The sequence below is a fragment of the Anaerovorax sp. IOR16 genome (assembly GCF_017168145.1).
GTDB lineage: Bacteria > Bacillota > Clostridia > Peptostreptococcales > Anaerovoracaceae > IOR16.
Map to the genome: position 1 here is coordinate 172,225 of NZ_JADQTL010000010.1, position 26,302 is coordinate 198,526.

Annotated in this window: 26 protein-coding genes and 1 tRNA gene; all 27 read right to left on the reverse strand. The window is 37.6% G+C overall.

Annotation, left to right across the window (positions count from 1 at the left end; all coding sequences use genetic code 11):
• Nucleotides 1-88 precede the first annotated feature (88 nt).
• Entirely contained in the window at nucleotides 89-736 is a 648-nt protein-coding gene (nusG, locus tag I2490_RS11425) for a transcription termination/antitermination protein NusG (protein ID WP_245157165.1), read from the reverse strand.
• A 26-nt stretch (nucleotides 737-762) separates the two neighbouring features.
• Complete coding sequence (gene secE / locus I2490_RS11430) at nucleotides 763-984, reverse strand: preprotein translocase subunit SecE (protein WP_206459897.1); 222 nt, start codon at nucleotides 982-984, stop codon at nucleotides 763-765.
• A 15-nt stretch (nucleotides 985-999) separates the two neighbouring features.
• A complete protein-coding gene (rpmG, locus tag I2490_RS11435; RefSeq protein WP_206459898.1) occupies nucleotides 1,000-1,149 on the reverse strand; it encodes a 50S ribosomal protein L33 in 150 nt (49 codons plus the stop codon).
• 261 nt (nucleotides 1,150-1,410) lie between these two features.
• A complete protein-coding gene (locus I2490_RS11440) occupies nucleotides 1,411-1,683 on the reverse strand; it encodes a DUF1294 domain-containing protein (protein ID WP_206459899.1) in 273 nt (90 codons plus the stop codon).
• 127 nt (nucleotides 1,684-1,810) lie between these two features.
• Nucleotides 1,811-3,004 carry an elongation factor Tu gene (gene tuf / locus I2490_RS11445; RefSeq protein WP_206459882.1) on the reverse strand — a complete coding sequence of 398 codons (1,194 nt, stop codon included), beginning with the start codon at nucleotides 3,002-3,004 and terminating at the stop codon, nucleotides 1,811-1,813.
• 76 nt (nucleotides 3,005-3,080) lie between these two features.
• Nucleotides 3,081-3,156 (reverse strand) — tRNA-Thr (locus I2490_RS11450).
• A gap of 88 nt (nucleotides 3,157-3,244) precedes the next feature.
• The gene (gene sigH / locus I2490_RS11455) at nucleotides 3,245-3,925 is read right to left on the reverse strand and encodes an RNA polymerase sporulation sigma factor SigH (RefSeq protein ID WP_206459900.1); all 681 of its coding nucleotides are present in this window, start codon (nucleotides 3,923-3,925) and stop codon (nucleotides 3,245-3,247) included.
• Nucleotides 3,926-3,957: 32 nt separating this feature from the next.
• On the reverse strand, nucleotides 3,958-4,716 hold the full coding sequence (rlmB, locus tag I2490_RS11460) for a 23S rRNA (guanosine(2251)-2'-O)-methyltransferase RlmB (RefSeq protein WP_206459901.1): 759 nt from the start codon (nucleotides 4,714-4,716) through the stop codon (nucleotides 3,958-3,960).
• A 2-nt stretch (nucleotides 4,717-4,718) separates the two neighbouring features.
• On the reverse strand, nucleotides 4,719-5,228 hold the full coding sequence (locus I2490_RS11465) for a dihydrofolate reductase (RefSeq protein WP_206459902.1): 510 nt from the start codon (nucleotides 5,226-5,228) through the stop codon (nucleotides 4,719-4,721).
• 18 nt (nucleotides 5,229-5,246) lie between these two features.
• Nucleotides 5,247-6,077: a thymidylate synthase gene (thyA, locus tag I2490_RS11470; protein ID WP_206459903.1), complete on the reverse strand. Its 831-nt coding sequence runs from the start codon at nucleotides 6,075-6,077 to the stop codon at nucleotides 5,247-5,249.
• A gap of 133 nt (nucleotides 6,078-6,210) precedes the next feature.
• Nucleotides 6,211-7,488 (reverse strand): MFS transporter, encoded by a 1,278-nt coding sequence (locus tag I2490_RS11475; RefSeq protein WP_330634667.1) that lies wholly within the window; start codon nucleotides 7,486-7,488, stop codon nucleotides 6,211-6,213.
• Nucleotides 7,472-8,863, reverse strand: coding sequence for a class II fumarate hydratase (gene fumC / locus I2490_RS11480; protein WP_206459905.1), 1,392 nt, complete (start codon nucleotides 8,861-8,863; stop codon nucleotides 7,472-7,474). The genes I2490_RS11475 and fumC overlap by 17 nt, the downstream gene beginning before the upstream one ends.
• A 30-nt stretch (nucleotides 8,864-8,893) precedes the next feature.
• Entirely contained in the window at nucleotides 8,894-10,066 is a 1,173-nt protein-coding gene (locus I2490_RS11485; protein WP_206459906.1) for an NAD(P)-dependent malic enzyme, read from the reverse strand.
• Nucleotides 10,067-10,175: 109 nt separating this feature from the next.
• Nucleotides 10,176-11,558, reverse strand: a complete 1,383-nt coding sequence (argH, locus tag I2490_RS11490; protein WP_206459907.1) for an argininosuccinate lyase — start codon at nucleotides 11,556-11,558, stop codon at nucleotides 10,176-10,178.
• A gap of 28 nt (nucleotides 11,559-11,586) precedes the next feature.
• Nucleotides 11,587-13,131, reverse strand: coding sequence for a Na+/H+ antiporter NhaC family protein (locus tag I2490_RS11495; protein ID WP_206459908.1), 1,545 nt, complete (start codon nucleotides 13,129-13,131; stop codon nucleotides 11,587-11,589).
• Between the two features lie 190 nt (nucleotides 13,132-13,321).
• Complete coding sequence (locus tag I2490_RS11500) at nucleotides 13,322-15,439, reverse strand: sigma-54 interaction domain-containing protein (protein WP_206459909.1); 2,118 nt, start codon at nucleotides 15,437-15,439, stop codon at nucleotides 13,322-13,324.
• A 9-nt stretch (nucleotides 15,440-15,448) separates the two neighbouring features.
• On the reverse strand, nucleotides 15,449-15,841 hold the full coding sequence (locus I2490_RS11505; RefSeq protein WP_206459910.1) for a Mini-ribonuclease 3: 393 nt from the start codon (nucleotides 15,839-15,841) through the stop codon (nucleotides 15,449-15,451).
• A gap of 75 nt (nucleotides 15,842-15,916) precedes the next feature.
• A complete protein-coding gene (locus I2490_RS11510; RefSeq protein WP_206459911.1) occupies nucleotides 15,917-16,465 on the reverse strand; it encodes a YfcE family phosphodiesterase in 549 nt (182 codons plus the stop codon).
• Between the two features lie 34 nt (nucleotides 16,466-16,499).
• On the reverse strand, nucleotides 16,500-17,858 hold the full coding sequence (scfB, locus tag I2490_RS11515) for a thioether cross-link-forming SCIFF peptide maturase (RefSeq protein ID WP_206460328.1): 1,359 nt from the start codon (nucleotides 17,856-17,858) through the stop codon (nucleotides 16,500-16,502).
• 212 nt (nucleotides 17,859-18,070) lie between these two features.
• Nucleotides 18,071-18,220, reverse strand: a complete 150-nt coding sequence (scfA, locus tag I2490_RS11520) for a six-cysteine ranthipeptide SCIFF (protein ID WP_206459912.1) — start codon at nucleotides 18,218-18,220, stop codon at nucleotides 18,071-18,073.
• A 127-nt stretch (nucleotides 18,221-18,347) separates the two neighbouring features.
• Nucleotides 18,348-19,364, reverse strand: a complete 1,017-nt coding sequence (gene add / locus I2490_RS11525) for an adenosine deaminase (protein ID WP_206459913.1) — start codon at nucleotides 19,362-19,364, stop codon at nucleotides 18,348-18,350.
• Nucleotides 19,365-19,399: 35 nt separating this feature from the next.
• Entirely contained in the window at nucleotides 19,400-20,800 is a 1,401-nt protein-coding gene (cysS, locus tag I2490_RS11530; protein WP_206459914.1) for a cysteine--tRNA ligase, read from the reverse strand.
• Nucleotides 20,797-21,480: a serine O-acetyltransferase gene (gene cysE, locus I2490_RS11535; RefSeq protein WP_245157166.1), complete on the reverse strand. Its 684-nt coding sequence runs from the start codon at nucleotides 21,478-21,480 to the stop codon at nucleotides 20,797-20,799. Before cysE ends, cysS begins: the two co-directional genes overlap by 4 nt.
• A gap of 306 nt (nucleotides 21,481-21,786) precedes the next feature.
• A complete protein-coding gene (locus tag I2490_RS11540) occupies nucleotides 21,787-23,205 on the reverse strand; it encodes a M23 family metallopeptidase (protein ID WP_206459915.1) in 1,419 nt (472 codons plus the stop codon).
• A gap of 280 nt (nucleotides 23,206-23,485) precedes the next feature.
• The gene (locus I2490_RS11545) at nucleotides 23,486-23,977 is read right to left on the reverse strand and encodes a peptidylprolyl isomerase (RefSeq protein ID WP_206459916.1); all 492 of its coding nucleotides are present in this window, start codon (nucleotides 23,975-23,977) and stop codon (nucleotides 23,486-23,488) included.
• Between the two features lie 35 nt (nucleotides 23,978-24,012).
• Nucleotides 24,013-24,531 (reverse strand): NUDIX domain-containing protein, encoded by a 519-nt coding sequence (locus tag I2490_RS11550; protein ID WP_206459917.1) that lies wholly within the window; start codon nucleotides 24,529-24,531, stop codon nucleotides 24,013-24,015.
• Nucleotides 24,532-24,553: 22 nt separating this feature from the next.
• Nucleotides 24,554-26,272, reverse strand: a complete 1,719-nt coding sequence (locus I2490_RS11555; RefSeq protein WP_206459918.1) for a proline--tRNA ligase — start codon at nucleotides 26,270-26,272, stop codon at nucleotides 24,554-24,556.
• Nucleotides 26,273-26,302 lie beyond the last annotated feature (30 nt).

Genomic DNA, 26,302 nt, shown 5'->3' on the forward strand with positions numbered 1-26,302 from the left:
ACAATAAAGCTGCTCTTATACAGCCTATTATACTTGTAAAGAATAATGATTTTGATGCGAATTCATCATTTTATTTGCAATGTTTGTTCTAGATTTTATCAACCTGTCCAAATTCAAGCTCAACCGGCGTATCTCTTCCAAACATAGATATCTTGACCTTAAGAGTCTGCTTATCCATATTGACCTCTTCAACAACACCCATAAAGCTTTCAAACGGCCCGTTGATTACCTTAACATTATCGCCAGGTTCGATATCCAAATCAATGTATACCTTTTCGATACCCATTCTTCGAACTTCCTCATCCGAAAGCGGAATCGGCTCGGAACAATGACCAACAAAACCGGTTACACCCTGTGTGTTTCTTACCAAATACCATGATTCATTGGTTACAATCATTTTTACAATAACGTAACCCGGAAACATTTTTCTAGTTTTTACCTTTCGTTGACCGTTCTTAATTTCAACTCGATCTTCTGTAGGCACCACAACAGCGAGGACCAAATCTTGCATTCCTCTATTTTCAACGAGCTTCTCAATATTAACTTTTACTTTGTTTTCGTGGCCAGAATAAGTGTGCACAACATACCATTTTGCAAGTTTGGAAGGATCGGTATCATCCGGTCTTCCATCTTTGATTGCTTCGTCTTCCTTCCAATCGTTTTTCGATTCTTCCGGTTCAAAATCCATCAAAGGAACTTCTTCTTCCACAAATTCTCTGTTTTTTTCATCTGACATTTTTGCCTTCCTTTTCGCTTGAACTCTTAGAAAGTAATATTTAAAATGCCTTGCAATGCAGCTAGAAATACGCTGTCTACCAGCCAAATTCCAAGAGCGGAAACAGCACAAGTAAGTATAACCACACTAGTATAAGAAGAAAGCTCCTTCTTTGTTGGCCATACTACCTTTTTCATCTCTGTCTTGATTCCTCTAAAATATTCACGCGTACCGCCTGACTTTTTAACGGCTGTGTTTTTATCTGCCATATTTCACACCTCCTATTATTTGGTTTCCTTATGAAGTGTGTGCTTTTTACAGAATTTGCAATACTTTTCAAACTCAAGACGATCAGGATCGTTCTTTTTGTTTTTTGTCGTGTTGTAGTTTCTTTGCTTGCATTCTGCGCACGCTAATGTAACTTTTACTCTCATGACTGACCTCCATTATAAATTTTCAAAGCCACAATTTAATTGCAACTTATCTTTTTATTTATGACATACTGTGAACAATTTTATCATATTAACCATAGATTCACTTTATAAAACTATCATAGTTGTACCCGTATGTCAATACATTTATTTTAAAACGGTTTTACTTTTGAATTAGATATAGAATAACATTCAAATTTAATACCATTTAAAAAGACCTCCGCATCTGAAGCGGTAGGTCAATGTCTTATTATTATTTTACACCTAAATGAAATAAAATACAAGTCGAACTATAATACAATCAAAAATAATTCCCAAAGGAACTAAAATACGAAAACTCAAATGACGCGTTTTATGGTGAAAAGTAAGCATACCCATCCCAATCCCAATTCCTGCAAAACACCATGCCAAAAGGAAGAGCGTTTTTTCAGGAATACGCCACTTATGTTTGATTGCACATCGTTTGTCCCATCCCATTATAAAAAAGGAAATGGTATTCCATACAATTAATAGTGTTATCCAAAATTCAAACGTCATACAATTACTCCTTTTATAAAAAACATATAAAAGTGGAACCAGTCTTTACGTTCGTTGCACCCTTTATCTAAAAGAAAAAAAGCCCAATCATTGGATTGGGCTCTTAAAAATCTATTGTTGTGAGCAATTAAGCTTCAATCTTAGCTACAACTCCGGATGCTACGGTTCTTCCGCCTTCACGAATAGCGAAACGTAAACCTTCTTCAATTGCGATTGGAGTAATCAATTCAATTTTCATTTGAATGTTATCTCCAGGCATACACATTTCAGTTCCTTCTGGTAATGTTACATTTCCAGTTACGTCTGTTGTTCTGAAATAGAACTGTGGTCTGTATCCGTTAAAGAATGGAGTATGACGTCCGCCTTCTTCCTTCTTTAATACATATACTTCAGAGCTGAACTTTGTGTGTGGATGAATCGTTCCAGGAGCAGCAAGTACCTGTCCTCTTTCGATTTCACTTCTCTGTACACCACGAAGCAATGCACCGATGTTATCTCCTGCTTCACCCTGATCTAACAGTTTACGGAACATTTCGATACCTGTTACAACTACTTTTCTTGCTTCGTCTGCAAGTCCTACGATTTCAACTTCATCAGATACCTTTAAGATACCTCTTTCTACTCTTCCTGTTGCTACTGTTCCACGTCCTGTGATGGAGAATACGTCTTCTACTGGCATCAAGAATGGCTTATCAGTTGCTCTTGTTGGTTCAGGAATGTATACATCAACCTGTTCGAACAATTCAACAATCTTATCTCCCCATGGACCTTCTGGATTGTTTAATGCTTCCAATGCAGATCCTCTGATGATTGGTGTATCATCTCCTGGGAATTCATATAAGTCAAGTAATTCTCTTACTTCCATTTCTACTAAGTCAAGTAATTCTTCGTCGTCTACCATGTCGCACTTGTTTAAGAATACTACGATGTATGGTACGCCTACCTGTCTGGAAAGCAAAATGTGCTCTCTAGTCTGTGGCATTGGACCATCGGTTGCTGCTACTACTAGGATAGCTCCATCCATCTGTGCAGCTCCTGTGATCATGTTCTTTACATAGTCAGCATGTCCCGGGCAGTCTACGTGTGCGTAGTGTCTGTTTGGTGTTTCATACTCTACGTGAGCGGTCGCAATTGTAATACCTCTTTCTCTTTCTTCTGGTGCCTTGTCAATCTGGTCAAATGCAACCTGTTCGCCAAGTCCATATCTCTGTTGAAGAGTCTTTGTAATTGCAGCTGTTAATGTAGTCTTTCCGTGGTCTACGTGACCAATAGTACCAATGTTTACATGTGGTTTCGTTCTCTCAAATTTAGCCTTTGCCATTTGAATACTCCTCCCTTTTTACTCGCGTGTTCTCGCAAATATCATTTCATAAATAAATTTCGTTTATTACTAAAATTGGAGCTGTTGAGCAGGTTCGAACTGCCTACCTCTTCCTTACCAAGGAAGTGCTCTACCTACTGAGCTACAACAGCGCATCAACAAATATAGACAACTTGCCTACATCGTTACATATTCTACTATGGTTTAGGTATGAATGTCAACCTATTTTATATTTTCTTTTTAATTTCCATTTCTAAGGTAGGCTGCAATTTTTCTTTTCGTTCTTTGTATTGCATTATCTATTGTTTTCGGATTTTTTCCCATTCGATGTGCAATTTGTGTATAGGTACTTCCTTGCAAATATTCATACCAAACCTTCAGCTCCAATTCACTGAAAATATTAGCTCCATTCCCATGTATATAATCAACAACTTCCTTTAGAAGCAATCTTGCCTCCGGATCGGAATTGCTGTCAGAAAATAAGGTTTCCTGCAATGTATTATTTTCATTCTCTTCAGAAAGCGGTTTACTTAGAGAGATAGAGGTATTTAAGGGTGCATGCTTTAACCGACTTGCTCGTTTAATCGCCGTGATAATCTGACGATTAATGCAAAGCTCTGCAAAGGTACGAAATGATGCCTTTCGACCGGTCTTATAACTTCGAATCGCTTTAAAAATACCAATCATTCCTTCTTGAACAACATCTTCGCGATCCGCTCCCACCATAAAATAAAGGTGAGCCTTTGTTTTTACCACATCTTTATATTTCCGAATTAAATATTCCTCTGCATCCGTATCGCCTTGCTGCGCCAAGTGAACCAATTCCTCTTCCGTATATTGGTCACTGAATGACATCCAATCATTTGCATCGTTCTTCTGGAGTTCTTTTTCCTTTAAACGTTCCAAATTTTCCTTGCTCATATTTCTAATCCCGTTCCCCTATTCTAATTTCATTATTTTGTCTCAGTATTTTTTCTCTGCCGAAATACTTCATACATCAAAACAGCGGCTGCATTTGATGCATTTAATGATGTTATCTTTCCTTTCATCGGGATGGAAAGAACAAAATCGCATTTTTCACGAACTAAGCGACTTACACCTTGGCCTTCCCCACCTACAACAATGCCGATTCCTCCGGTCAAATTCGCTTCATAAAACGTTTGTCCATTCATATCACAAGCACCAATCCAAAGTCCAGCCTGTTTTAATTTTTCTATTGTCTGTACCAAATTTGAAACCCTTGCAACCGGTACGTATTCTATTGCACCAGCTGAAGCTTTTGCGACAGTATCTGTCAGCGACACCGACCGCCGATTAGGTATGATCACGCCATGCGCTCCGACCGCGTCGGCTGTACGCATAATGGCACCCAAATTATGCGGGTCTTCCAATCCGTCCAACAAAATAAGAAACGGATCTTCTCCCTTTTCTCTTGCAACATGCAAAAGATCTTCCATTTCACAATACTCATAAGCTGCAATGTAGGCGGCAACACCTTGATGGCTTCCACCTTCTGCAACACGATCCAACGCCACTTTATCAACATATTGGATAATAATCTTTTGTTCACGAGCCATCGCAGCAATTTTTTTAATGGAACCTTCCCCATCTTTTTGCATTAATATTTTATCAATTTTTCGACCACTTTTCAGTGCTTCTATAATTGGATTTCTACCAATTAATAGATTTACATTATTGTTCTGCTTCGCCAAAGCTATTTTCTCCTATATTCCATAAAATGATAGGAGTGCCCATTTTCTGTTATCGGGGCCTCCTCAGATATCACTTCCCATATATCCGGCTGCATATCCAAATTTGGAAAATGCTTATCCGCTCCCGGAAATGCGAAATCAATCTTAGTAATATAAACTTCCGTGCAATACTCTAAAAGCTGCTTATATATTTTTTCTCCTCCAATGACAAAGGAGTCCTCCATATCTCCATTCGCAATTAGCTCAGTAAACAATGTACCCATGGAACTACAAACTGTAAAATCACATTTCATGAAATCTTCAGTCAAACGTGCATTTTCAGTCAGCACTATATTTTTTCTTCCAGGTAATGGCTGTTGCTTCGGTAAGGATTGCAAGGTCGCACGTCCCATTATTACGGTCTTTCCCAAAGTAATCTCTTTAAAATGTTTTAAATCACCGGAAAGATGAACCAAAAGCCCCCCGTCTTTTCCAATGGCCCAGTTTTGATCCACTACAACAATTGCTTTCATCCTAAGTACCCCCTCATTTTAAACCGCTACCGGAATGCCTTTAATCTGCGGTCCGGCTTCGTAATCCTCAAATATAAAATCACTGACTTTAAAATCATAAAAGTTTTTTACATCAGGATTGATTTTTAATCTAGGTGCAGAATACTGCGGACGTTGGATCAACTCTTTAACCAAAGGTATATGGCGATCATAAATATGCGCATCAGCAATAACATGTACCAATTCTCCAACCTGAAAACCATTTACCTGTGCAAGCATGTGCACTAAAACAGCATATTGGGCAACGTTCCAATTATTGGCAACCAATATATCTTGAGAACGTTGATTCAAAATAGCATTCAATCGACCATCCACAACATTAAAAGTCATACTATATGCACATGGATATAAGTTCATCTCATGAAGATCTTCGTGTACATAAATATTGGTCATAATTCTTCGGCTGTACGGATTATGCTTCAAATCATAAAGTACTCGATCAACCTGATCCATCTCGCCCTCGCTGTATTTATGCTTAACGGATAACTGATACCCATATGCTTTCCCAATGGAACCCGTTTCATCCGCCCAAGCATCCCAAATATGGCTTGCTAAATCATTTACATTGTTTGATTTCTTGCTCCAAATCCAAAGAAGCTCATCTATCGCTGATTTCATTGGCGTAGGTCTTAGGGTTAATGCTGGAAATTCCTCAGACAAATTATACCGATTTACTACACCAAATTTTTTGATTGTATGCGCCGGTGTTCCATCTTCCCAAACAGCACGAACGCTCTGTCCTTCGGAAGAATACCCATTTTGAATGATGTCGTTACACATTCCTACAAAAATCTGATCTGCCTTACTCACTGGCGCCTCCTTTATCTTTCACTTCGTATTTTATTGATCAATTCTATTATTCTTTATCTCTCAATTTATTTTACCATAGTTCTACTATTTCTCAACTATATTAGCTTAAATGTATTATATAAAATCTTAAAATTCATGCGATATCCTTAATGTTATTATAATTATGTTTCATTGTTTGTTCAATCCGAAAAAGAATAAAAAGAACAATCCCAGTTAAAACACAAATCCATGCGATCAGAATCCAAGCCGCTGCCATACTATGTTTTAAAAGAAACAAGCCAAATACCAAAGGTCCAAAGGCTTTTCCCACACCGCGGGCAAACTCATATAAGGATTGAAAGCGCGCTCTATGACTTTCTGGCGAATGAGAAGCTATGTATTCGCCGGAGCACGTAGAAATCAAAATCTCTCCAGACGTCCAAATTGCTACAAATACCATATATAATAGAAGCGAACGTGTTATCGCATAAAATCCAAATCCGACAGCATAGAGCAATGCTGCAATAAACATATTAAACAACGGCTCTTTTTTCTTTGTCATTAACACTAGAATCGGAGAAGCTATTACAACCACAAAGCCATTACAAGCACTCATAATCCCAAAATATTTTGCGCCGGCTTCTATACCGAATATATCCTTCACCTGCAAAGGTAAAATAAAATCGACTTCAATATAGCAAAATGTCAGCACTGCCAGACAGAAAATAAAACACAGTAAAACAGGACGTTCTAACAATAACAAAAATAAGCTTTTTTCTGCATCTTCCCTTTTTCTATCTTTTAAATCTATGTCCTTTCTATTATCTTCTAAGTTTTCTTCCTTTGTGATATTCAATGATGAGTCAGGCATAGTATCATTTATTGTAAAAAATACAATCAATGCTGTTACCATACAGCTGATTCCCTGCCCCCAAAAAATCCAGGAAGTATAATTATAAAACAGCATTCCCGCAATTAAAGGGCCCATTGAAAATCCAATGTTGGTACTTAAATATAAAAGAGAGAAACATTCTCTTCGATTGTTTTCATCTGATAAGTCTGTAATCATTGCAGCCAAAACAGGCATGGTCATACTTACAAAAAAGTAAACCAGCACTACCACAGGTACTATTAAAAACTTCTCACAAACAAAGCCTCCAAAAAACAAGGAAGCAACGCAGCCGATCAGTGCATAAAGATATATTTTCTTTCTTCCAAACCGATCAGCCAGTTTTCCTGCAAGCAAGGTTCCTATTATGTTTGCAACGGCAATATAAAGCATAACTTGACCGATTTGAAATTCATTATAGCCTAACCTTGTATTTAGCAATAATGATAAAAAAGGATAAATGAACATCCCCATAGCTGTAATCATTCGTGCTAAAGAAAGTAAATAAATAGGCCTTGGAAGTCCTTTATATTGTTGAATCACATTCAATTGTTTTTACCATATTGGCCGGAACCACTGCCTTATCAAATTCTTCTGCTGTTAATAACCCCAGTTTTACTGCAGCCTCTTTCAGAGTAATTCCCTCCTTATGAGCGGTCTTAGCAACCTTAGCTGCATTTTCATAACCAATATAAGGATTTAATGATGTTACCAGCATCAAGGAACGATTTAGATTTTCCTTAATTTTCTCTTCGTTTGGTTGAATCCCAATTGCACAATTGTCACGGAATGAAACTAACGCGGTAGAAAGTAATCGCACTGACTGCAAAAAGTTATGGATAATCATCGGCATAAACACATTTAACTGAAAGTTTCCTTGTGAAGCTCCCATAGATACCGCAAAATCGTTTGCCATTACTTGTACACACGCCATGGTCATCGCTTCACATTGTGTTGGATTTACCTTTCCAGGCATAATGGAGCTCCCTGGTTCATTCTCCGGAATTTGAATTTCACCAATACCACAGCGAGGTCCGCTCGCAAGCCAACGTACATCATTTGCAATCTTCATCAAATCACAAGCCAATGCTTTTAAAGCTCCATGGGAATAGACCAATGCATCTTTGCTGGTCAGGGAATGAAATTTATTCGGTGCAGTTTCGAATTCTTTCTGTGTTATATTTGAAATTTCCTCTGCAACAAGTATTCCGAATTGCTTATGGGCATTCAGTCCTGTCCCTACAGCAGTTCCACCCAAAGCCAGCTCTCTTAATCCATTCTCAGATTCGACAATCATATCTGCACATTTTGAAAGCATTTCTCGCCATGCACTGATTTCCTGTCCAAGTGTAAGCGGTGTTGCATCCTGCAAATGGGTTCTTCCGGTCTTTATGATGTCCTTGTTATCCTCAGATAATTTATGAAAGGTTTCTTCTAATTTCCAGATTGCCGGCAGCAATGCATTCTCGATTTCCATAATTGCCGCAATATGCATCGCTGTAGGAAAGGTATCATTTGAACTTTGTGATTTATTAACGTGATCATTTGGATGTAAAAGTTTCTCACCCAAAATCTCATTCCCTCGATTTGCAACCACTTCATTTACATTCATATTTGACTGTGTACCACTTCCTGTCTGCCAAACAACCAAAGGAAAATGCTCGTCCAATTTTCCTTCCATGATTTCATCACATACAGCAGAAATGGCATTTGCTCGTTTTTCATCCAGCATTCCAAGCTTACAATTTGTAAGCGCCGCAGCCTTTTTTAAAACGCCGAAAGCACGAACGATCTCAATCGGCATTTTCTCGCCTCCGATTTTAAAATTTTCAAAACTACGTTGCGTTTGTGCCCCCCAATATTTATCGGACGGTACCTTGACTTCTCCCATTGTGTCATGCTCAATTCGATACTCCATCGTACTCCTCCTTTACAATATTTCATTCAATTATTTTCGATTCAAACCCAATCGGATCGCTTCTTTAGCCACTGCTTCAGAAACTGCCTTTACTACATTGGGATCAAACGCATCCGGAAGCACATAATCTGCTTTCAAATGTTGTTCATCAATGACACCTGCGATGGCTCTTGCCGCTGCTTCTTTCATGGAATCGGTAATTTCTCTGGAACGAACCGATAAAACACCCTTAAAGATTCCGGGGAAAGCAAGCACATTATTTACTTGATTTGGAAAATCACTTCTTCCAGTTCCCACAACAGCTGCACCTGCCTCCTTTGCCAAATCCGGCATAATTTCCGGGGTTGGGTTGGCCATAGCAAAAATAATTGGATCGTTCGCCATAGAACATACCATATCCTGTGTCACAATACCCGGCTTAGAAACACCGATAAATACATCAGCACCCTTCATTGCATCCGCTAAGCTGCCAACCAATTTTTCTTTGTTTGTAACCTTTGCCATTTCCTGTTGTGCTTCATTATTATAAGGAGCATTTTCATAAATGGTACCTTTGCTACCGCAAAGAATTACATCTCCGAATCCCATTTGTAAAAACAATCGAGCAATAGAAATTCCTGCAGCACCGGCACCGCTAATCACAATTTTTAATTCTCCCATTTTCTTCCCGGTTAAACGGATTGCATTTAGGAGCCCGGCTGATGTAATGATTGCTGTACCATGCTGGTCATCATGAAAAACCGGAATATCGCATTTTTTAATCAATTCTTTTTCAATTTCAAAACAACGAGGTGCAGAAATATCTTCAAGATTAATCCCACCAAAACTTTTAGAAATGGCAACTACCGTATCTATAATTGTTTTTGGATCTTTTGAATCAATGCAAATTGGGAATGCATCAATATCTGCAAACCGTTTAAATAAGGCGCATTTTCCTTCCATAACCGGCATACCGGCGCTCGGTCCAATATCTCCCAAGCCTAAGACAGCACTACCGTCTGTAATAACCGCGACCAAATTTCCTTTTCTAGTATAATCATAAGCCAAATTTTCATCTCGCGCTATTTCCAAGCATGGTTCTGCAACCCCCGGCGTATAAGCAATCGCCAACTCTTCTCTTGTATTAATGGGAGCTCTCGTAATCACCTCAAGTTTTCCTTGCCACTCCAAGTGCTTCTCCAATGCAACCGATTTTTTTGTCATGCTGAAATTCCTCCTCTGTTCTATCTACGAAACAATGGAAGGTCAAAAGAGCCTTCCATTGAAAAATACCATATTATCTCTACACTCCGATTTTAACATAAATTTTATTTTATGCAAATGCGTTAAGCCAATCTTCTTCTTGTCGAATTTGACGACGAACCTCATCTGGGGCTGTTCCTCCAAAGGATACTCTTGCATTCACACAGCCTTCAATGCTTAAATCCGGCATTTTCTCCAAAGAAAGACGTTCATCAATCTCCTTTAAATCACTCTCTGTTAAATCACAAAAATCATTATTATGATGTTCACAGTATTTAACCATTTTCCCAACAATTTCATGCGCTTCACGAAATGGAATCTCAAGCTTAACAAAGTGTTCTGCTAAATCCGTTGCATTTAAGAACCCTTTGCTTAAATGCTTTTCAATCACATCCATTCGGAATTCTGTTTTTTCTATCATCTTTGCAAAAATTCTCAAAGAAGCTTTCCAAGTATCAATGGTGTCAAACATCCCTTCTTTGTCCTCTTGGAAATCCTTATTATAGGCAAGTGGAGTTCCTTTCATCACAGTAAGAATTTGCATCAAATGGCCATAAACACGTCCTACTTTACCGCGAAGAAGCTCTGCCATATCCGGATTCTTTTTCTGCGGCATAATGCTGCTTCCGGTACAGAAGCTGTCATCGATAGCAATATAGCTGAATTCTTGAGAATTCCACCATACAAATTCTTCTGCAAAACGACTGATATGCATCATTGAAATGGATGCATCACTTAAAAATTCGATGATATAATCACGATCACTGACACTATCCATTGCATTTTGGGTCGGTGCTTTAAATCCTAAGAGTTCTGCCGTTCTATGACGGTTCGTTGGTAACGTAGTCCCTGCTAATGCACAAGCTCCAAGCGGGCAATAATCCATTCGTTCATAGGTATCCTGCAATCGCTGAATATCTCTTTTAAACATTTGAAAATAAGCCATAAAATGAAATCCAACTGTAACCGGCTGTGCATGCTGCATATGTGTAAACCCAATCATAATTTTATCTGCATAGCTTTCTGCTTTTTCTAAAAGAACACGTTCCATGTAAATTAAATTTTCAAGGATTTCTTTTATTTGCTCTTTTAAGTAAAGTCTTGTATCTACTGCCACTTGGTCATTACGGCTTCTCGCAGTATGGAGCTTTTTTCCAACATCGCCAAGTTCCGAAATTAAAGTACCTTCTACTGCCATATGAATGTCTTCACTTTTAACAGTGAAAGTCAATTCTCCCTTATCAATACGTTCTTTGATGCTCTTGAGTCCATCAATAATCTTATCCTTTTCTTCGCTGCTTACAATCCCTTGCTCAGAAAGCATAGTTACGTGAGCAATGCTGCCCTGAATATCACAAGCGTACAATCTCTCGTCAAATCCAATGGATGCATTGAATTTTTCAACAATTTCATCCATTCCTTTTTCAAATCTTCCGCTCCATAAATTTGCCATTTTTCCATTTCCTTTCTTCGAGTTCCTATTATTCTTCTATTTTTTCTATATCAGCTAAAGTTAAGTTATCTACCTTAATGCCCCAAATTTTTGCTGCTAAAGCATATACGATTGTTATTGCAGCAATACATGCAATTGTGACAATTACACTTTCAAAGAATCCTGCAAACAAATAACCAACAATTGAAACCGATGCACAAAGTAATGCATAAGGGAACTGCGTTTTTACGTGATCCAAAAGAGAACAATTGGAACCCGTTGCAGCTAAAATAGTGGTATCCGATATCGGTGAACAGTGGTCACCAAATAATCCACCAGAAAGTACTGCAGCAATAGAAACATATAGTGGTGCTCCTAAATGAAATGCCATAGGGATAGCAATCGGCATCATAATTGCGAATGTTCCCCACGAAGTACCTGTTGCAAAGGAAATTAAAGCACCTACAATAAAGATAATTGCAGGAATACTCCAGCTCGGTATATTTCCTTTTGCTATGTTTACGATAAAGTCCGGCGTTCCAATGGCTTTTCCCACTGAACTTAGCGACCAAGCCAATATCAATATAACGATACACTCAAACATTTTACCATATCCTTTAAAGTAAATGCGTATACCCTCTTTAATGGTTTTTACCTTATACCATGCCATCATTAATATCATTGTAATTGCTCCGTAGAAATATCCACTGATCAAAGCAATACGAAATTGACTGCCGGGAACCTGTTTTACAGGAAAACCCAAAGGAGCTAAAATCCCAAATAACGTTACAAATAATACCAACAAAGGGATAATAACAACTAGTGGTGAAACGTTATTATTCGTTAACATAGTCGGTGCCTTGACTGCATTTTCATCAAGCTGACTGAAAATACCTTTTTGTGCATTTTGTTCTGCCTTTGCCATAAAGCTGAATTCCCTTCCGGAAAATGCAACCAATGGTACAATCACAAGGCATAATATTGGATAAAATTGAAATGGAATTGCAGAAATAAATGCAGTCCAATCTGTAATTTCTGTAATCTTCAGTGCATCAAATTCTTCTTGAATTAACCCCATAGAGTAGACGCCCCATCCAATAAACGGAATTAATACACAAACCGGAGAAGCCGTTGTATCAATAATCCATGCAAGTTTCTCTTTTGAAACTCGAAGTTTCTCAAACAAAGGTGAAAATACAGGCCCTACAATTAACGGTGTTCCCAATTCAGAAAAAAATACAAGAATACCGCCAATCCATGCAGCTAGCTGTACTTTACATCGATTGTTTACCAATCCTGCAACCTTTTTTGCAAAGGCCTCAGCACCTCCGGACTGCTCAATTAAGGTTACAAACCCTCCTATAAAAACAAGTAGAATAATAATGCCCGCATTATAGCTATCCTGAAGCTGAGCAAACAAATAGTCTCCAACCATTGTCGTTGTAGCAGTAATCGGATTACCACCCACCTGTAACAACACGCCGGAAAACACACCGATTCCCAAAGACAATATTACATTTTTCGTCTTAATTGCAAGACCAATCGTTAGGATTACCGGTATGAGTGATAAAATTCCCAAATAAGATGTTTCCATGATGATTCCTCCTTTTTCATACTGGTATTAAATAGAGCAAACACCATGCCAACTATAATTTTCGTCCATACATATTTTAAATAAACTACTTTAAAGCTTCTAATTTTAATAGAAAAAATATTTTATATTCATTTATTCAACAGTTAATTTCGAATTATTAGATAAATCAAAAGGTTTAATTGGCTATTTATTAACCTATTAAACCTTTTATATCATTTAATAACATAAAACCACTAGTGGTAATCGCACTACCGCTTCTTCCAACTCCTGTAGAAACAAATCCAAAATCATCTAATTTTCGAAGCGCAGTTCGAATTTCAGCTTCAGTAAAAATTAAATTTTTATTTATTGCCTTTTGCATTAAGGAGACACGCCCCAAACGTTCTCTACGTTTATATGCATCCGCCAGCTCTGATAATATAAAATCAAACAGTTCAATTCGTTTCCCTTCTCTTAGAAGAAACCGAGAATTAAAATGCTCTGAATGATTTTTTTCTATAATTGACGGTTCTTCCAATGAATGGATTGTATTTATAACTTTTTGTTCGACTTTCTGTTCTTCTGCAAAATACTTTATGGCTGGCGGCAAATCCGTTACGTCAATATTTGTTTTATCGAGATTCGCCATATATTCCGCAGCATTACGCAATTCACGAATGTTTCCTTTCCAAGGATACTGTTCAATAACTTTCTTTGCCAAATCACTAAAGGTAAAATGGCATCTCATAAGAAACATAAACCATTCTAATAATCCTATGATATCTTCAGAACGCTCCCTAAGGCTTGGTATCTGTAACGGAAGTACATTAATTCGATAATACAAATCTTCTCGAAATTTTCCTTCTTGAACCAGCTGTAATAAGTTTTTATTACTCGCTGCAATAATTCGCACATCCACATTAATCACTTTATGGGATCCTATTTTTACAATCTTTCTTTCTTCAATAACACGAAGCAGCTTTGACTGCAGCAGCAGCGGCATTTCACCAATTTCATCTAAAAAAATGGTTCCTTTATGTGCTAATTCAAAATAACCGATTTTACCACCTTTTTTTGCTCCCGTAAAGGAACCCTCTTCGTAGCCAAACATTTCGCTTTCTAATAAGTTTTCAGGAATAGCAGCACAATTAACTGCAACAAAATTATATCTTGCTCTAGAAGACTCATTATGAATACTTTGTGCAAATACTTCCTTTCCTACACCACTTTCTCCTGTAATAAGCACGGATGAATCTGACGATGCCATCCGTCTTGCAGCCAAAATAACTTCTTTAAGGCTCTCGCTTTTTCCTTTAATATCTTCAAAGTGGTACCGTGCTTCATGATCAACACCGCTTAGTTTGGTTCGAAGTCCATGCTGCTGTTCTTCAATCTTTTCAAAATCATCTAAAATAATTACATTTCCTAACCGTTCTTCATCGTGAACAATACCAGTTAATGAAACGACTAAATTTTCTCCATTAATTTCAATAAGCTCTTTATCTCCAAATTCTTTTCCATTTTTATCAATTAAATGTTTTAATTCAGGCAAAAGATCTAACATATCAAAACCCATTAAAAGTTCTGACCGATGCTTTAAAAGAGATTGTGCCTTATCATTATGTAAGCATACTTTGCCAAGAACATCCGTAATAATAATCCCTTGATCCATAAGATGAAGTAAAGCCCCTATACGTCCAGATAAACTTTTATTAATACCTAAAATACGTTCTATGTTTGCATTGCCAAAATACATGTTATTTTTTGCTTCAAACGCTTCTCTTGAACCAAAAATAGTCTCTGCACCAAGCTTATCTGCAATGTCATAAATACAATTTAAATCAACAATACGTTCACCGATATTAATAATTCGATCCATATCATTTGGCACTAACCATTCTTCATCCGGCGTGATTGCTAATTTAATGGTTCGATCATAATCGTTCTTTCCCCAATAAGGGATTAACTCTACATTACGGAATCCGGCAGCATATAAAGAGGTAATCACTTGCATGCAGGTTCGTTCGTCAATGTTTACAAGAAGTGCACGCGTACCTTTCGGGAGATTACGCAAAGGCTCAACCTTTTCTTTATTTAAAGTAATACTTATTACAATTAATTCCGAAGATTCTTTGATTTTTTGTTTTACTCTTTGAAAAATCGTGAAGGCAGATACCACTACAAATTCCTCAGAAATTTGCAACATTTGTTCCACCTCTGCTACGGTGTAATAACGAATTTCTGCATACTGATCCAAATAAAGAGCCAGATTATCTCTTAAATATTTCGCATATTCCTTTTCCATCGCAACGACTGCAATTCGTTTCATAATATTCCCTCAAGATTTCTCAATAATAGAAACAGTTTTTTCCATAATTTCATTCCTGCGATCCAGTTGCTCACTTAAATGCAAATACCCAATTAAAGCTTCAAAGGCAGTTGCCCATTTATACGTAATCGGGTCTGCATTCTTCGGTTTAGATGTAATTTTTTTATTTCGAGCGCGCTTTACTAGAGCCAATTCAGTTTCGGATAATTCCTCTAACATACTCTTTAAAGCCTTTGCTTGTCCCTCTGCTCTTACATATTTGATTGCAGAATGATGAAGCTTATCCGCATGAATCTGTCCGGTTGCAATTACGCGTTCCCGAACAAAAACCTCATATACAGCGTCACCCATATAAGCAAGCACTGTCGTATTCATATATGCTATATTTTCTGCTTTTACCATCTTATTTCCTATCCGTAGCCAATTACTCCGCTACCATTATTCTTCCCCAAGAATGCGCCTTTTTAATTTAAAACTTTATGCTCGATCACTGTTATTCAAGATATCTCGCAAATATCCTCCTGTTACCTTTGGTTTTTTAGGAGGTTCAAATAAAATAGAGGCTTTAAATTCACCCTCCGCGATTTCGACCATCGCATAAGAACCTGGGTTTCCCCCTTTAGGCAGAGATAAGCTTCCTGGATTCAATAAATAAATCCCATTTGCATCCACAAAAGAAGGTATATGGGTGTGTCCAAAAAGGGCAGCCTTGCAGCCAAGTTCCTCCGCCCGATACAATAGATTCTGCGTAGTTACTTTTACATTTTGCATATGTCCATGACACAGCAATAATTTCCCATACTCAGTTTCTAATATTTTATAATCCGCCTCCGAATGACTTCCATCCATATTGCCCTTTACGCTAATTACCTTTGCATTAAGCCTTATTCTCAATGCGTTAGCATCAGATACCAAATCGCCTAAATGAACAATGCAATCAATGGGCTGTAATTCATGCTGCATACGATATATCTCCATTGCAGACTGTACATACCCATGCGTATCGCTTACCACTAAAATTCTCAATCGTTTCCTCCTGCTTCCCTTCCAATTTCCTTCTCTATTCCTGACAAGCCTCTATAGCCTTAATGCCAATCGCACATTCCAACCGTTTCTTCTCCAGTTCACATCCAAGTTCATACGGCTTTAGAACATCCCCATTGCTGTGATATGCATTTGCATGACATCCACCACTGCAATAAAATTTTGCCCAGCATTCCTGACAAGCTTCTTTATTATAAATATGCGCTTTATTAAATCGGTCAAAAAGTTTGTTTTCAAACACAGAATCCGAAACATTACCAAGTTTAAATTCTTCATTGCCTACAAACTGGTGACAAGGATAAACATCACCTTCCGGCGACACAGCAACGTATTCCGTTCCGGCTCCGCAGCCAGCCACTCTCTTATAAACGCATGGGCCTTGATTTAGATCTAAATTAAAGTGGAAAAAAGAAAATTCCTTTCCCTGTTTTTCATATTCCAAAAACAACTCTGTCAAACGATCATACTCTGCTTTTATAGTTTCTGCATCACTGTCATGAAGAGCATAATCTAAAGAAGGATCTGTTACTACAGGCTCGACCGATACATTTTTAAACCCTAAATCAACTAAATGTTTCACATCTTCAGCAAAGTCTAAATTTTTTGCCGTGAAAGTACCTCTCACATAATAAAGACCCTCTCTCTTTTCTACAAAACGCAAATAGTTGTCCATAATTACATCATAGCTTCCCTGACCGTTTATGGTTTGCCGCATCTCATCGTTTACTTCTTTTCTTCCATCTACACTTAAAATAACATTTGACATCTCTTTGTTAATGAAATCCATCTTTGCTTCATCTAATAAAACACCGTTTGTTGTAATAGTAAAACGAATGTTTTTATTCAAAGGTTTTTCTGCTTCTCTCCCATAACGGACCAATTCTTTGACGACATCAAAATTCATAAGCGGTTCTCCACCAAAGAAATCAAGTTCCAAATTTCTTCGGCTTCCTGATTGATTTAACAAGAAATCAATTGCTTTTTTCCCGGTTTCCAAAGACATCAATGCACGTTCTCCAACGTAAGCACCTTTATCGGCAAAACAATATTTGCAGCGCAAATTGCAATCATGAGCTACATGCAGACACATCGCTTTAATGACAGAGCCACGTCCTTCTAACATTTCATTCGTAATTTGAGAATCGTCTGAAAAAAGCATGTTTTCCTTTTCCAAGGTTTGAATGTCTTCATATGCCTTTTCCAGCTCCTCTTCATCATATCTATTATTTAATGAAGAAATAATCTCTTCCTTTGTTTTCTCTTTATAACTTTCTAAAATGTCAAAAATGCTGTCACTCACAAGATGAATAGCCCCACTGTTAACATCTAAAATAATATTTTGGTCTTTAAATTTATATTTATGTACCACAATTATCCTCCTATTTGTCCTTAGTCGTTAATTACTTATATATTAAAAATTATCCAATCAAATAAATGGGTCATTGAATAAAAAAAGTGGCTTTACCACGCCACTAGGGAACCCCATGGTTCCCTTTGGCGCTCATTTCATTCGCTGAGCACCCTCCTAATATTTCCTACTAGATAAAAAAAACAGCAAGACTGCTGTTTTTTTAACTTCAAATTTAACTATCTGCGTCTAGTATTTTCACATTCCTGATTTGCAACAGTGCAAGAAGTCTTACAAGCAGACTGGCAAGAAGTCTGGCATTCGCCACAGCCACCCTGACAAGCAGATGTTTTTAATGTAGGTTTTGCAATTGTTTTTACATTTTTCAAAGTAGTCCTCCTTCGATGTCCTCGGTTTAGTGAGTCCTTCTAATTTTATTAATAATACATTGTAAATTGTATCGAATAAATATTCTATTGTCAAGTTTATAATCCCTCAAGGAAAAAAGGGTAAATCTTAACGATATGATTTCATTCTATTAAGATAATCTGCCTTTTCCGCCTCAGATAAAAATGATGCCCGAATGCTGTTTTCATTCAGTGTAATCAAATCCAACCTTGTAAATCCATATACCTTTTGTGCAATGGCATACTCCGAATCCAGTGTCACATTCGAAAGTACCATATTATCCGTGTTCATTGTAACCGCAGCTCCCATCTCATAGAGCAACTTAATCGGATGCGCCTCATAAGACGGCTGATTTTTGCATTGAATATTACTTGTAATACAAATCTCAAGTGGGGTTTTTGTTTCTAATACAAGACGTAACACGTTTGCATCATCAATGCAATGGTGTCCATGTCCAATTCGTCTTGCACCAAACTCTATGGCAGTTTTCACATTTTCCGCACACTCTACCTCTCCGGCATGAATGGTAAACGGTATATTCAGTTCTTTCGCTCGAGAAAAAAGAGGTTTACGCTTAATGAGCGGTACAATCCCTTCCGCACCTGCCATATCAAGACCAACCACACCCTGTCCAAGAAACTCTTTAGCCAGTTCTACCGTCTCAAGGTTTTCCTTTTGATTTTGTTCTACTGTCATCAATGTCATGGTGCATAGTAATATACCCACTTGAATCGTTGTTTTTTGCTGCATCGCCCTCTTAGCACCACGAATTACGGATTCTACAATCTCTCTTTGGGTACAACCTTTTTTTGTATGCAGCTGAGGAGCAAAGCGAATTTCAGCATAGCACAATCCAAGATCCGCCAAATGCAAAACAAGCTCAAAGCTGACACGTTCCAAAGCCTCCGTGTCTTGTAAAATTGCAGTTGGAACATCAAATTTTTTCAAATAATCATAAAGGCTTTCAATTTCTTCCTCTAAAACCATACCTTTTCGAAATTGTTCAAATGGCACATCTGCAATCAAAAGCTTTCGTTCTTTCGCCATCTCATATGCACTTTTGGGATTTACAGAGCCATCTAAATGCAAATGTAAATCTACCTTGGGAAAATCATAGCGATTCATACATTCCTCTTTTTCTTAATGGTATTTATAAAATTTTATTCTCGAATAATTTGAATCCCTTGCGGTGTATCTTTTAACGTAATGCCTTTTTCTTTCAGCAAATCACGGATTTCATCGGCTCTTGCAAAATTCTTTGCCTTTCTTGCTTCCTGTCTTTCATCAATTAATTTCTGAATGTCTTCATCAATAGAATCACCAGCGTCATCTTTACGAAGCAACCCTAAAACTTCGGTTAATTCATCTAATAACAATAGACACTTCTCTGCAAATACTTTAGAAGCACCTTCTTTTGTTACAGTATTAATGTCTCGAATCAATTCAAATACAACGCTAATTGCATCAGCTGTATTTAAATCATCTTCCATAGCATCAATAAACTTTTGACGATACTTTTCTAGATCAGTATATTGAGCAGATTCTTCCGCTGTCATTTCACCGTTTCCATTTTGAATCAAATGCTGTAAGTGAAGTTTTGCATTTTGCATGCGCGCCAAACCATTTTTTGCTTGATCCATCAATTCTTTACTAAAATTAATTGGACTTCGATAATGACCAGAAAGTAAGAAAAAGCGCATTACTTCTCCATCATAATTTTGCAAAATGTCTCTTACTGTGAAAAAATTACCCTTTGACTTTGACATTTTTTCATTATCAATGGTGATATAACCATTGTGCATCCAATAGTTTGCAAACGGTTTTCCTGTTTGAGCCTCCGTCTGAGCAATTTCATTTTCATGGTGCGGGAAAGTTAAATCTTGTCCACCTGCGTGAATGTCAATTGTCTCACCCAAGTATTTTGTAGACATAACCGAGCACTCAATGTGCCATCCGGGTCTACCCAATCCCCAAGGGGACTGCCATGCCAGCTCATCCTCCGTTTTCTGTGCTTTCCATAGAGCAAAATCCAATGGATCTTTCTTCTTTTCCCCGATTTCAATACGTGCACCTGATTCCAGATCCTCAATGTTCTGTTTCGATAATTTTCCGTAATCAGCAAACTTGCGTGTGCTATAATAAACATCACCATCTACTTCATACGCATACCCCTTCTCAATCAAACCTTGTACAAAATGAATAATTTCATTCATGTTTTCAGTTACCTTTGGATGTACGCTTGCTTTCTTTACATTTAATGCAGATGCATCCTTATAGTACTCTCCAATATATTTTTCACTGATTTCTCCGGCAGAAACGCCTTCTTCTCTAGCTTTATTAATAATTTTATCGTCAACATCTGTAAAATTCTGTACAAATTTAACATTCTTGCCACGGTACTTCAAATAGTTTCTTAACGTATCAAATACTACAAAAGGTCTTGCATTTCCAATGTGAAAATAATTATATACCGTCGGACCACATACATAAATTTTAATCTCATTTTCATCAATAGGCACAAACTCTTCTTTTTGTCGTGTCAAGGTATTGTAAATTTTCATTTTGTTTCCTCCTCACTATTGCACGTCTCGTGCACTTTGCCTTTTTCCGTTTCACGCAACTTGTTCTCTAACATAACAATACGCCTGCGTAAGCATTCCATCTCCACTGCAATCGGATCTGGCAAATCTACCTGGTTTAAATCCTCTGCTTTTTGGTTTCCACGTTTTACAATCTTACCTGGGACGCCCACTACCGTACAATTAGGGGGCACCGCTTCAAGCACCACGGCACCTGCACCAATCTTTGAATTGTCGCCGACTGTAAAAGGTCCTAAAACCTTCGCTCCGGAACTAATCATTACATTATTGCCAATGGTCGGATGCCGTTTGCCGCTATCCTTCCCTGTTCCTCCTAAAGTAACTGCTTGATAAATCGTAACATCATTTCCAACTTCTGTCGTTTCTCCAATGACCACAGCCATACCGTGATCTATAAAACATCGACGTCCGATTGTAGCACCAGGATGTATTTCAATCCCAGTAATAAATCTTACCAACTGTGACAATATTCGTGCAATCAGCTTTAGATGATGATGATACATCCAATGCGCCGGTTTATGTAAAATCAACGCCCAAACACCTGGATAACAAAGCAATACTTCAAAACCGGTTCTTGCAGCAGGATCTCGATTCAGTACTGCCTGAATATCCTCCTTTACTTCACTAAAAAAAGTCATCATTGCCTCCATCCATATAAAAAAGTGGCTCCGCCAATCCGCTGGAAACCCTAGCTTCCCCTCGGCGCCTGTTTCACAGACTGCGCATCCTGCTTTATGACTGCGCCACTACTGTATAAAAACCTTATAACTGATAATAAGAACTACTATGTCCTATTATACAAAAAATCACATAGTATTATTAATACCACGGATTTTATTATGTAAACAGTTTAGAGCGAGTATACGATACTCGCTCTAAAAATTATATATCATATTTGATTTTTAATCAAAAGTTTTCTTATTGAAAATTCAAGTTCTAATGAATTCTTATAGATAATTCATTGGATTTTGTGGCACACCATTCTTTCGCACCTCAAGATGAAGATGGTATCCTGTTGCTCTTCCCGTTATTCCTACGGTTGCAATTTGCTGTCCTTTGCTCACGCGTTCACCAACCGATACCAACATTGTATTACAATGCGCATACCAAGTCTCAATACCATTACCATGAGAAACCTTTACAATATTACCGTAGCTTCCGGAATAAGCAGCAAAGGTTACGACTCCATCATCAACAACATGAATCGGCGTCCCTTTCGGATTTCGTAGATCGACACCAGTATGTCTTCCTCCGCCTCTAGAACCAAACGGAGATGAAACATTAAGAGGTACCGGTCTTGTAAAGCTTCCGGATCCTACAAACGTAGACAATGATTTTGTCCCTCGATAAGCAACCTGTGTCTGCGGTTCTGAAACAACAGTTGTTCCTAAATCTACGGCAGAAGTTTGAACACCATTCTCTTTAACTATCTCAGTTATGGTTTCTTTCTTGCCGTATACACCAGCTGTTTTTACTTTTACTTCTCCCTTATATAACGTATTTGTGTTTTCAAAAACAGTCTCAAAATTAATCTTTTCTTCTTTTGCAACTTGTTCTTTTGTAACAATTGTAATATAAGGATGCATTTCAACCAGATTTAAAGTTTGTCCGATTTGAATTTTATTCGGATCAAATCCCGGGTTCATATGCTGAAGCTGATCGGTTGTCATATTATTTCCTTTAGCAATATCCCAAACGGTATCACCGGACTGAACAACATAGGTTTTAGGTTCAGCGTTTCCCGTAAGAAGTAAATTTACTCCATCTTCAATGGTCAAAACGTCAGAAGCAGGAACTTTCTTCTGTACAACTTTTACATTTTCTTTATAAACCGTACTCACAATTTGTGAACCTGCGGTTTGATAATTTGCAATGACCGAATCCAATACTTTTTTTGCATCTTTTTCGGTTGCCAATGCGAAAATATTATTATCATTTACTGTAATACTCCAAGCATTTGCAGTGAATAGCTTTGTTAACAAAAACTTTTCCTTCAATTGCTCTTCGGATAAAATGTTTGCATTCTTTTTTAAATTTCTTACTGCAGTGCATTTTAATGCGGAATCATCAAAAATGATTTCTTCTACACCTTTGGATTCACTCATCTCTGTCTTAATATCATCAATTGCTTCTTCCATTACAGTCTGATTCGCAATATAAGCAAACGGCACATCGTTTACCGCCAACATATATGCATCCGGACTCATCATCTTGATTGCTGCAAACGATACAGCTGCAATACCAATCACAGCAGCACTTGCAATTGCAATACTTTTTCTTTGGCGAGAATGGTACAATACCTTGTCCTTTATTATTTGAAGTATTTTAAAAATCTTTTCTTTATTAAAATTATCTTTTAAGTTCATTTTACTCTCCTTTGTGCAAATCTACCGTTTTATTTACATACCTCCTTGCTTCTGGATTTCGTATTAAACTTTTATAAAATAATTATAGAATCTTTTAGTAGTTTCTCCTATTTATTCTTATGTATGTACCATATGAAAAAGTACATTTAAATGTTACAAGAATGTTACAACAAAGTCAAGCAAATCACTATTTTTTCATAATATTTCATAATTCCTACATAAAAAAAGTAAGAGCATCCTATTAATGGGAATTCTCTTACTTTTAAGTCTTTATTATATGTTAGTCTTCCATTTCCTCAACTGTAACACTCTTCATTTTTTGTTCAACTTTCGGCTTATCCATTGCATCTCTTTTTACAGAAACAATCATTCTTGCTACATCCAATCCTTCAATCAGTTTTCCAAAGCCTGCATATTGGCCGTCAAGATGCGGAGCATCCTCTACCATAATAAAAAACTGTGATCCTGCTGAATTTGGATCCATAGCTCTTGCCATAGATAAAACACCAGCTGTATGTTTTAAGTCATTTTTAAAACCGTTTGCCGCAAATTCTCCTTCAATGGTATGTCCCGGTCCTCCCATTCCAGTACCGGTCGGATCACCACCTTGAATCATAAAACCTGGAATGACTCTGTGAAAAATAGTCCCATCATAAAACTTTTTTTCAATCAGACCAACAAAGTTTTCTACCGTTTTAGGAGCAATCTCCGGATAAAGTTCTGCCTTCATCACATCGCCATTTTCCATTTCAATGGTTACAATCTTTTTCATACAACATCTCCTTTTCTAAATTACAAATCATTTTATTATTTTCTTAGTTTAAATGGATTATATCCATTTTCTTTCTCTTTAAAATGATCCAGCATAAGTTTATGAACTGAATTGGACAATACGTCACAGTCAATATAACGTCCAATGGCATACCAAAGCTCATCTCGTAAGTAGTCTGGATAAACATGCTCCAACTCTAAAACTTCTTTTTGTGTAAGAAATCTGATATCACGTAATACCTGATGTTCAGAATCAAATTCCGGATCTTCACCAAGATGCAATTCCCCTCCGACTTTATTCGCTAGAAAGAAATTAACAAAACGTTGCCCCCTTTGTTCCGAAACTTCTTCTACATGCCAAAGCAGCTTTACTACTTCAACATCAAGTCCAGTTTCTTCCTTAACCTCACGTACTGCGGCTTGTGATGCATCTTCTCCCTGTTCAATGGCTCCACCAGGCACCATCCAAATGTCTTTATCCTCATGATGCTGCTTTACCATTAAAATACGCTTGTATTCATCTAAAATAACAACACGTACACCACCAATCCACATATTAACCCCTCCTACCTTTTGATTATTTTCTCTGATTTACCAAAACAACCGTTTCTTCTACCGCTTCTGTAGCATTCATATTGATAGAATCACTACACTCACGAAGCTTAAATTCAACGATTTTATCGGAAGCCTTCTTCCCAACTGTAATACGGACCGGGATACCTAATAAATCAGCGTCCTTAAATTTAACACCAGGACGTTCTTTGCGATCATCCAGCAACACTTCTACACCTGCACGCTGTAATTCTTCATATATTTCTTCTGCAAGAGCAACTTGTTCCTCATCACCTATATTTACAATAGTGACTACAACATGATAAGGAGCAACTGACATTGGCCAAATAATACCATTTTCGTCATGGTGCTGTTCAACGATTGCAGCTAGAGTACGGCTCACTCCAACTCCATAACATCCCATAATCATTACTTGGTCTTTCATGTTTTCGTCTTTATAATAAGCATTCATTGCTTCACTATATTTTGTACCAAGCTTAAATACCTGCCCCACCTCAATGCCTCTTGCAAGCTTGACGGGCGCACCGCATACCGGACAAGGATTTCCCTCTTTTAATAATTTTAAATCGGTTACAACGTCACCTTTATAATCTCTTCCATAATTCACATTCTTGATATGGTGATCCGTCTTACATGCACCGGCACACAAATTTTTAGTCTCTACTAATTCTGTGTCAACGACAATTTTACAATCGTGCAATCCAATCGGTCCCGTAAATCCACCTACGCATCCAGTTTCTTGATGCATTTCATTTTCATCGGCAAATTCGATTTCATGCTCTGCAATCTTCAAAGCATTGATCAACTTTGTCATATTTAATTCTCGATCCCCTCGAATAAAAGCAGCTACATATTTATAATCTTGATCGTATACACGGAATAAGAGTGCTTTCATCGTCTTTGTTTCCGGAATGCCTAAGAATTCAGCAACCTCGGCAATGCTCTTTGTTCCCGGAGTCAATACTTCTTCTAACGGAAGTTCCGCTTCATCTGGTGCTTTGTCATCAACGCAAGCAGCACGTTCTGTCGTTGCAGCCATTTGACATTTTTCACAATAAGCAATTTCACTTTCACCGACTTCTGATAGTGCACAAAATTCATGCGAGTTACTTCCACCCATTGCACCTGTATCCGCTTCAACAGCGCGGAAGGTCAAGCCACAACGTGTAAAAATTTTCGTATATGCATCATACATATCATCATAGCTCTTATCCAAACCTTCCCAATCCCGGTCAAAGGAGTAAGAATCCTTCATAATAAATTCACGGCTTCTCATAAGTCCAAATCTTGGTCTTTTTTCATCTCTGTATTTTGTTTGAATCTGATATAGATTTAAAGGAAGCTGTCGATAAGAATTCACTTCGTTGCGAACAATATCCGTAAATATCTCTTCATGTGTAGGCCCCAGACAAAACTGTCTCTCATTTCGATCCTTAAGGCGGAACATCTCCGGACCAAACGCAGCCCATCTTCCGGATTCTTCCCACAATTCTGCTGGCTGAATCGCAGACATCAATATCTCCTGTGCGTTCTTTTTATCCATTTCTTCACGAACAATTTGCTCAATTTTACGTAAAGAACGATAGCCCAAAGGCATAAATCCATATACACCGGAAACCAATTTTCGAATCATACCGGCACGTAAAAGCAAGATATGGCTTGGTATCTCTGCTTCAGCCGGAACTTCTCTCAACGTTCTTAGGTACATCTTTGAAAGTCTCATATAAGAATTCTCCTTCTATCTTTATAGTTT

What these genes read in the sequence shown, in the direction of transcription:
- nusG (WP_245157165.1), bottom strand. Translation starts at nt 736, where the DNA reads ATGTCAGATGAAAAAAACAGAGAATTTGTGGAAGAAGAAGTTCCTTTG.
- secE (WP_206459897.1), bottom strand. Translation starts at nt 984, where the DNA reads ATGGCAGATAAAAACACAGCCGTTAAAAAGTCAGGCGGTACGCGTGAA.
- rpmG (WP_206459898.1), bottom strand. Translation starts at nt 1,149, where the DNA reads ATGAGAGTAAAAGTTACATTAGCGTGCGCAGAATGCAAGCAAAGAAAC.
- I2490_RS11440 (WP_206459899.1), bottom strand. Translation starts at nt 1,683, where the DNA reads ATGACGTTTGAATTTTGGATAACACTATTAATTGTATGGAATACCATT.
- tuf (WP_206459882.1), bottom strand. Translation starts at nt 3,004, where the DNA reads ATGGCAAAGGCTAAATTTGAGAGAACGAAACCACATGTAAACATTGGT.
- sigH (WP_206459900.1), bottom strand. Translation starts at nt 3,925, where the DNA reads ATGAGCAAGGAAAATTTGGAACGTTTAAAGGAAAAAGAACTCCAGAAG.
- I2490_RS11465 (WP_206459902.1), bottom strand. Translation starts at nt 5,228, where the DNA reads ATGAAAGCAATTGTTGTAGTGGATCAAAACTGGGCCATTGGAAAAGAC.
- fumC (WP_206459905.1), bottom strand. Translation starts at nt 8,863, where the DNA reads ATGGAGTATCGAATTGAGCATGACACAATGGGAGAAGTCAAGGTACCG.
- I2490_RS11485 (WP_206459906.1), bottom strand. Translation starts at nt 10,066, where the DNA reads ATGACAAAAAAATCGGTTGCATTGGAGAAGCACTTGGAGTGGCAAGGA.
- argH (WP_206459907.1), bottom strand. Translation starts at nt 11,558, where the DNA reads ATGGCAAATTTATGGAGCGGAAGATTTGAAAAAGGAATGGATGAAATT.
- I2490_RS11495 (WP_206459908.1), bottom strand. Translation starts at nt 13,131, where the DNA reads ATGGAAACATCTTATTTGGGAATTTTATCACTCATACCGGTAATCCTA.
- I2490_RS11500 (WP_206459909.1), bottom strand. Translation starts at nt 15,439, where the DNA reads ATGAAACGAATTGCAGTCGTTGCGATGGAAAAGGAATATGCGAAATAT.
- I2490_RS11505 (WP_206459910.1), bottom strand. Translation starts at nt 15,841, where the DNA reads ATGGTAAAAGCAGAAAATATAGCATATATGAATACGACAGTGCTTGCT.
- add (WP_206459913.1), bottom strand. Translation starts at nt 19,364, where the DNA reads ATGAATCGCTATGATTTTCCCAAGGTAGATTTACATTTGCATTTAGAT.
- cysS (WP_206459914.1), bottom strand. Translation starts at nt 20,800, where the DNA reads ATGAAAATTTACAATACCTTGACACGACAAAAAGAAGAGTTTGTGCCT.
- cysE (WP_245157166.1), bottom strand. Translation starts at nt 21,480, where the DNA reads ATGATGACTTTTTTTAGTGAAGTAAAGGAGGATATTCAGGCAGTACTG.
- I2490_RS11540 (WP_206459915.1), bottom strand. Translation starts at nt 23,205, where the DNA reads ATGAACTTAAAAGATAATTTTAATAAAGAAAAGATTTTTAAAATACTT.
- I2490_RS11545 (WP_206459916.1), bottom strand. Translation starts at nt 23,977, where the DNA reads ATGAAAAAGATTGTAACCATTGAAATGGAAAATGGCGATGTGATGAAG.
- I2490_RS11550 (WP_206459917.1), bottom strand. Translation starts at nt 24,531, where the DNA reads ATGTGGATTGGTGGTGTACGTGTTGTTATTTTAGATGAATACAAGCGT.
- I2490_RS11555 (WP_206459918.1), bottom strand. Translation starts at nt 26,272, where the DNA reads ATGAGACTTTCAAAGATGTACCTAAGAACGTTGAGAGAAGTTCCGGCT.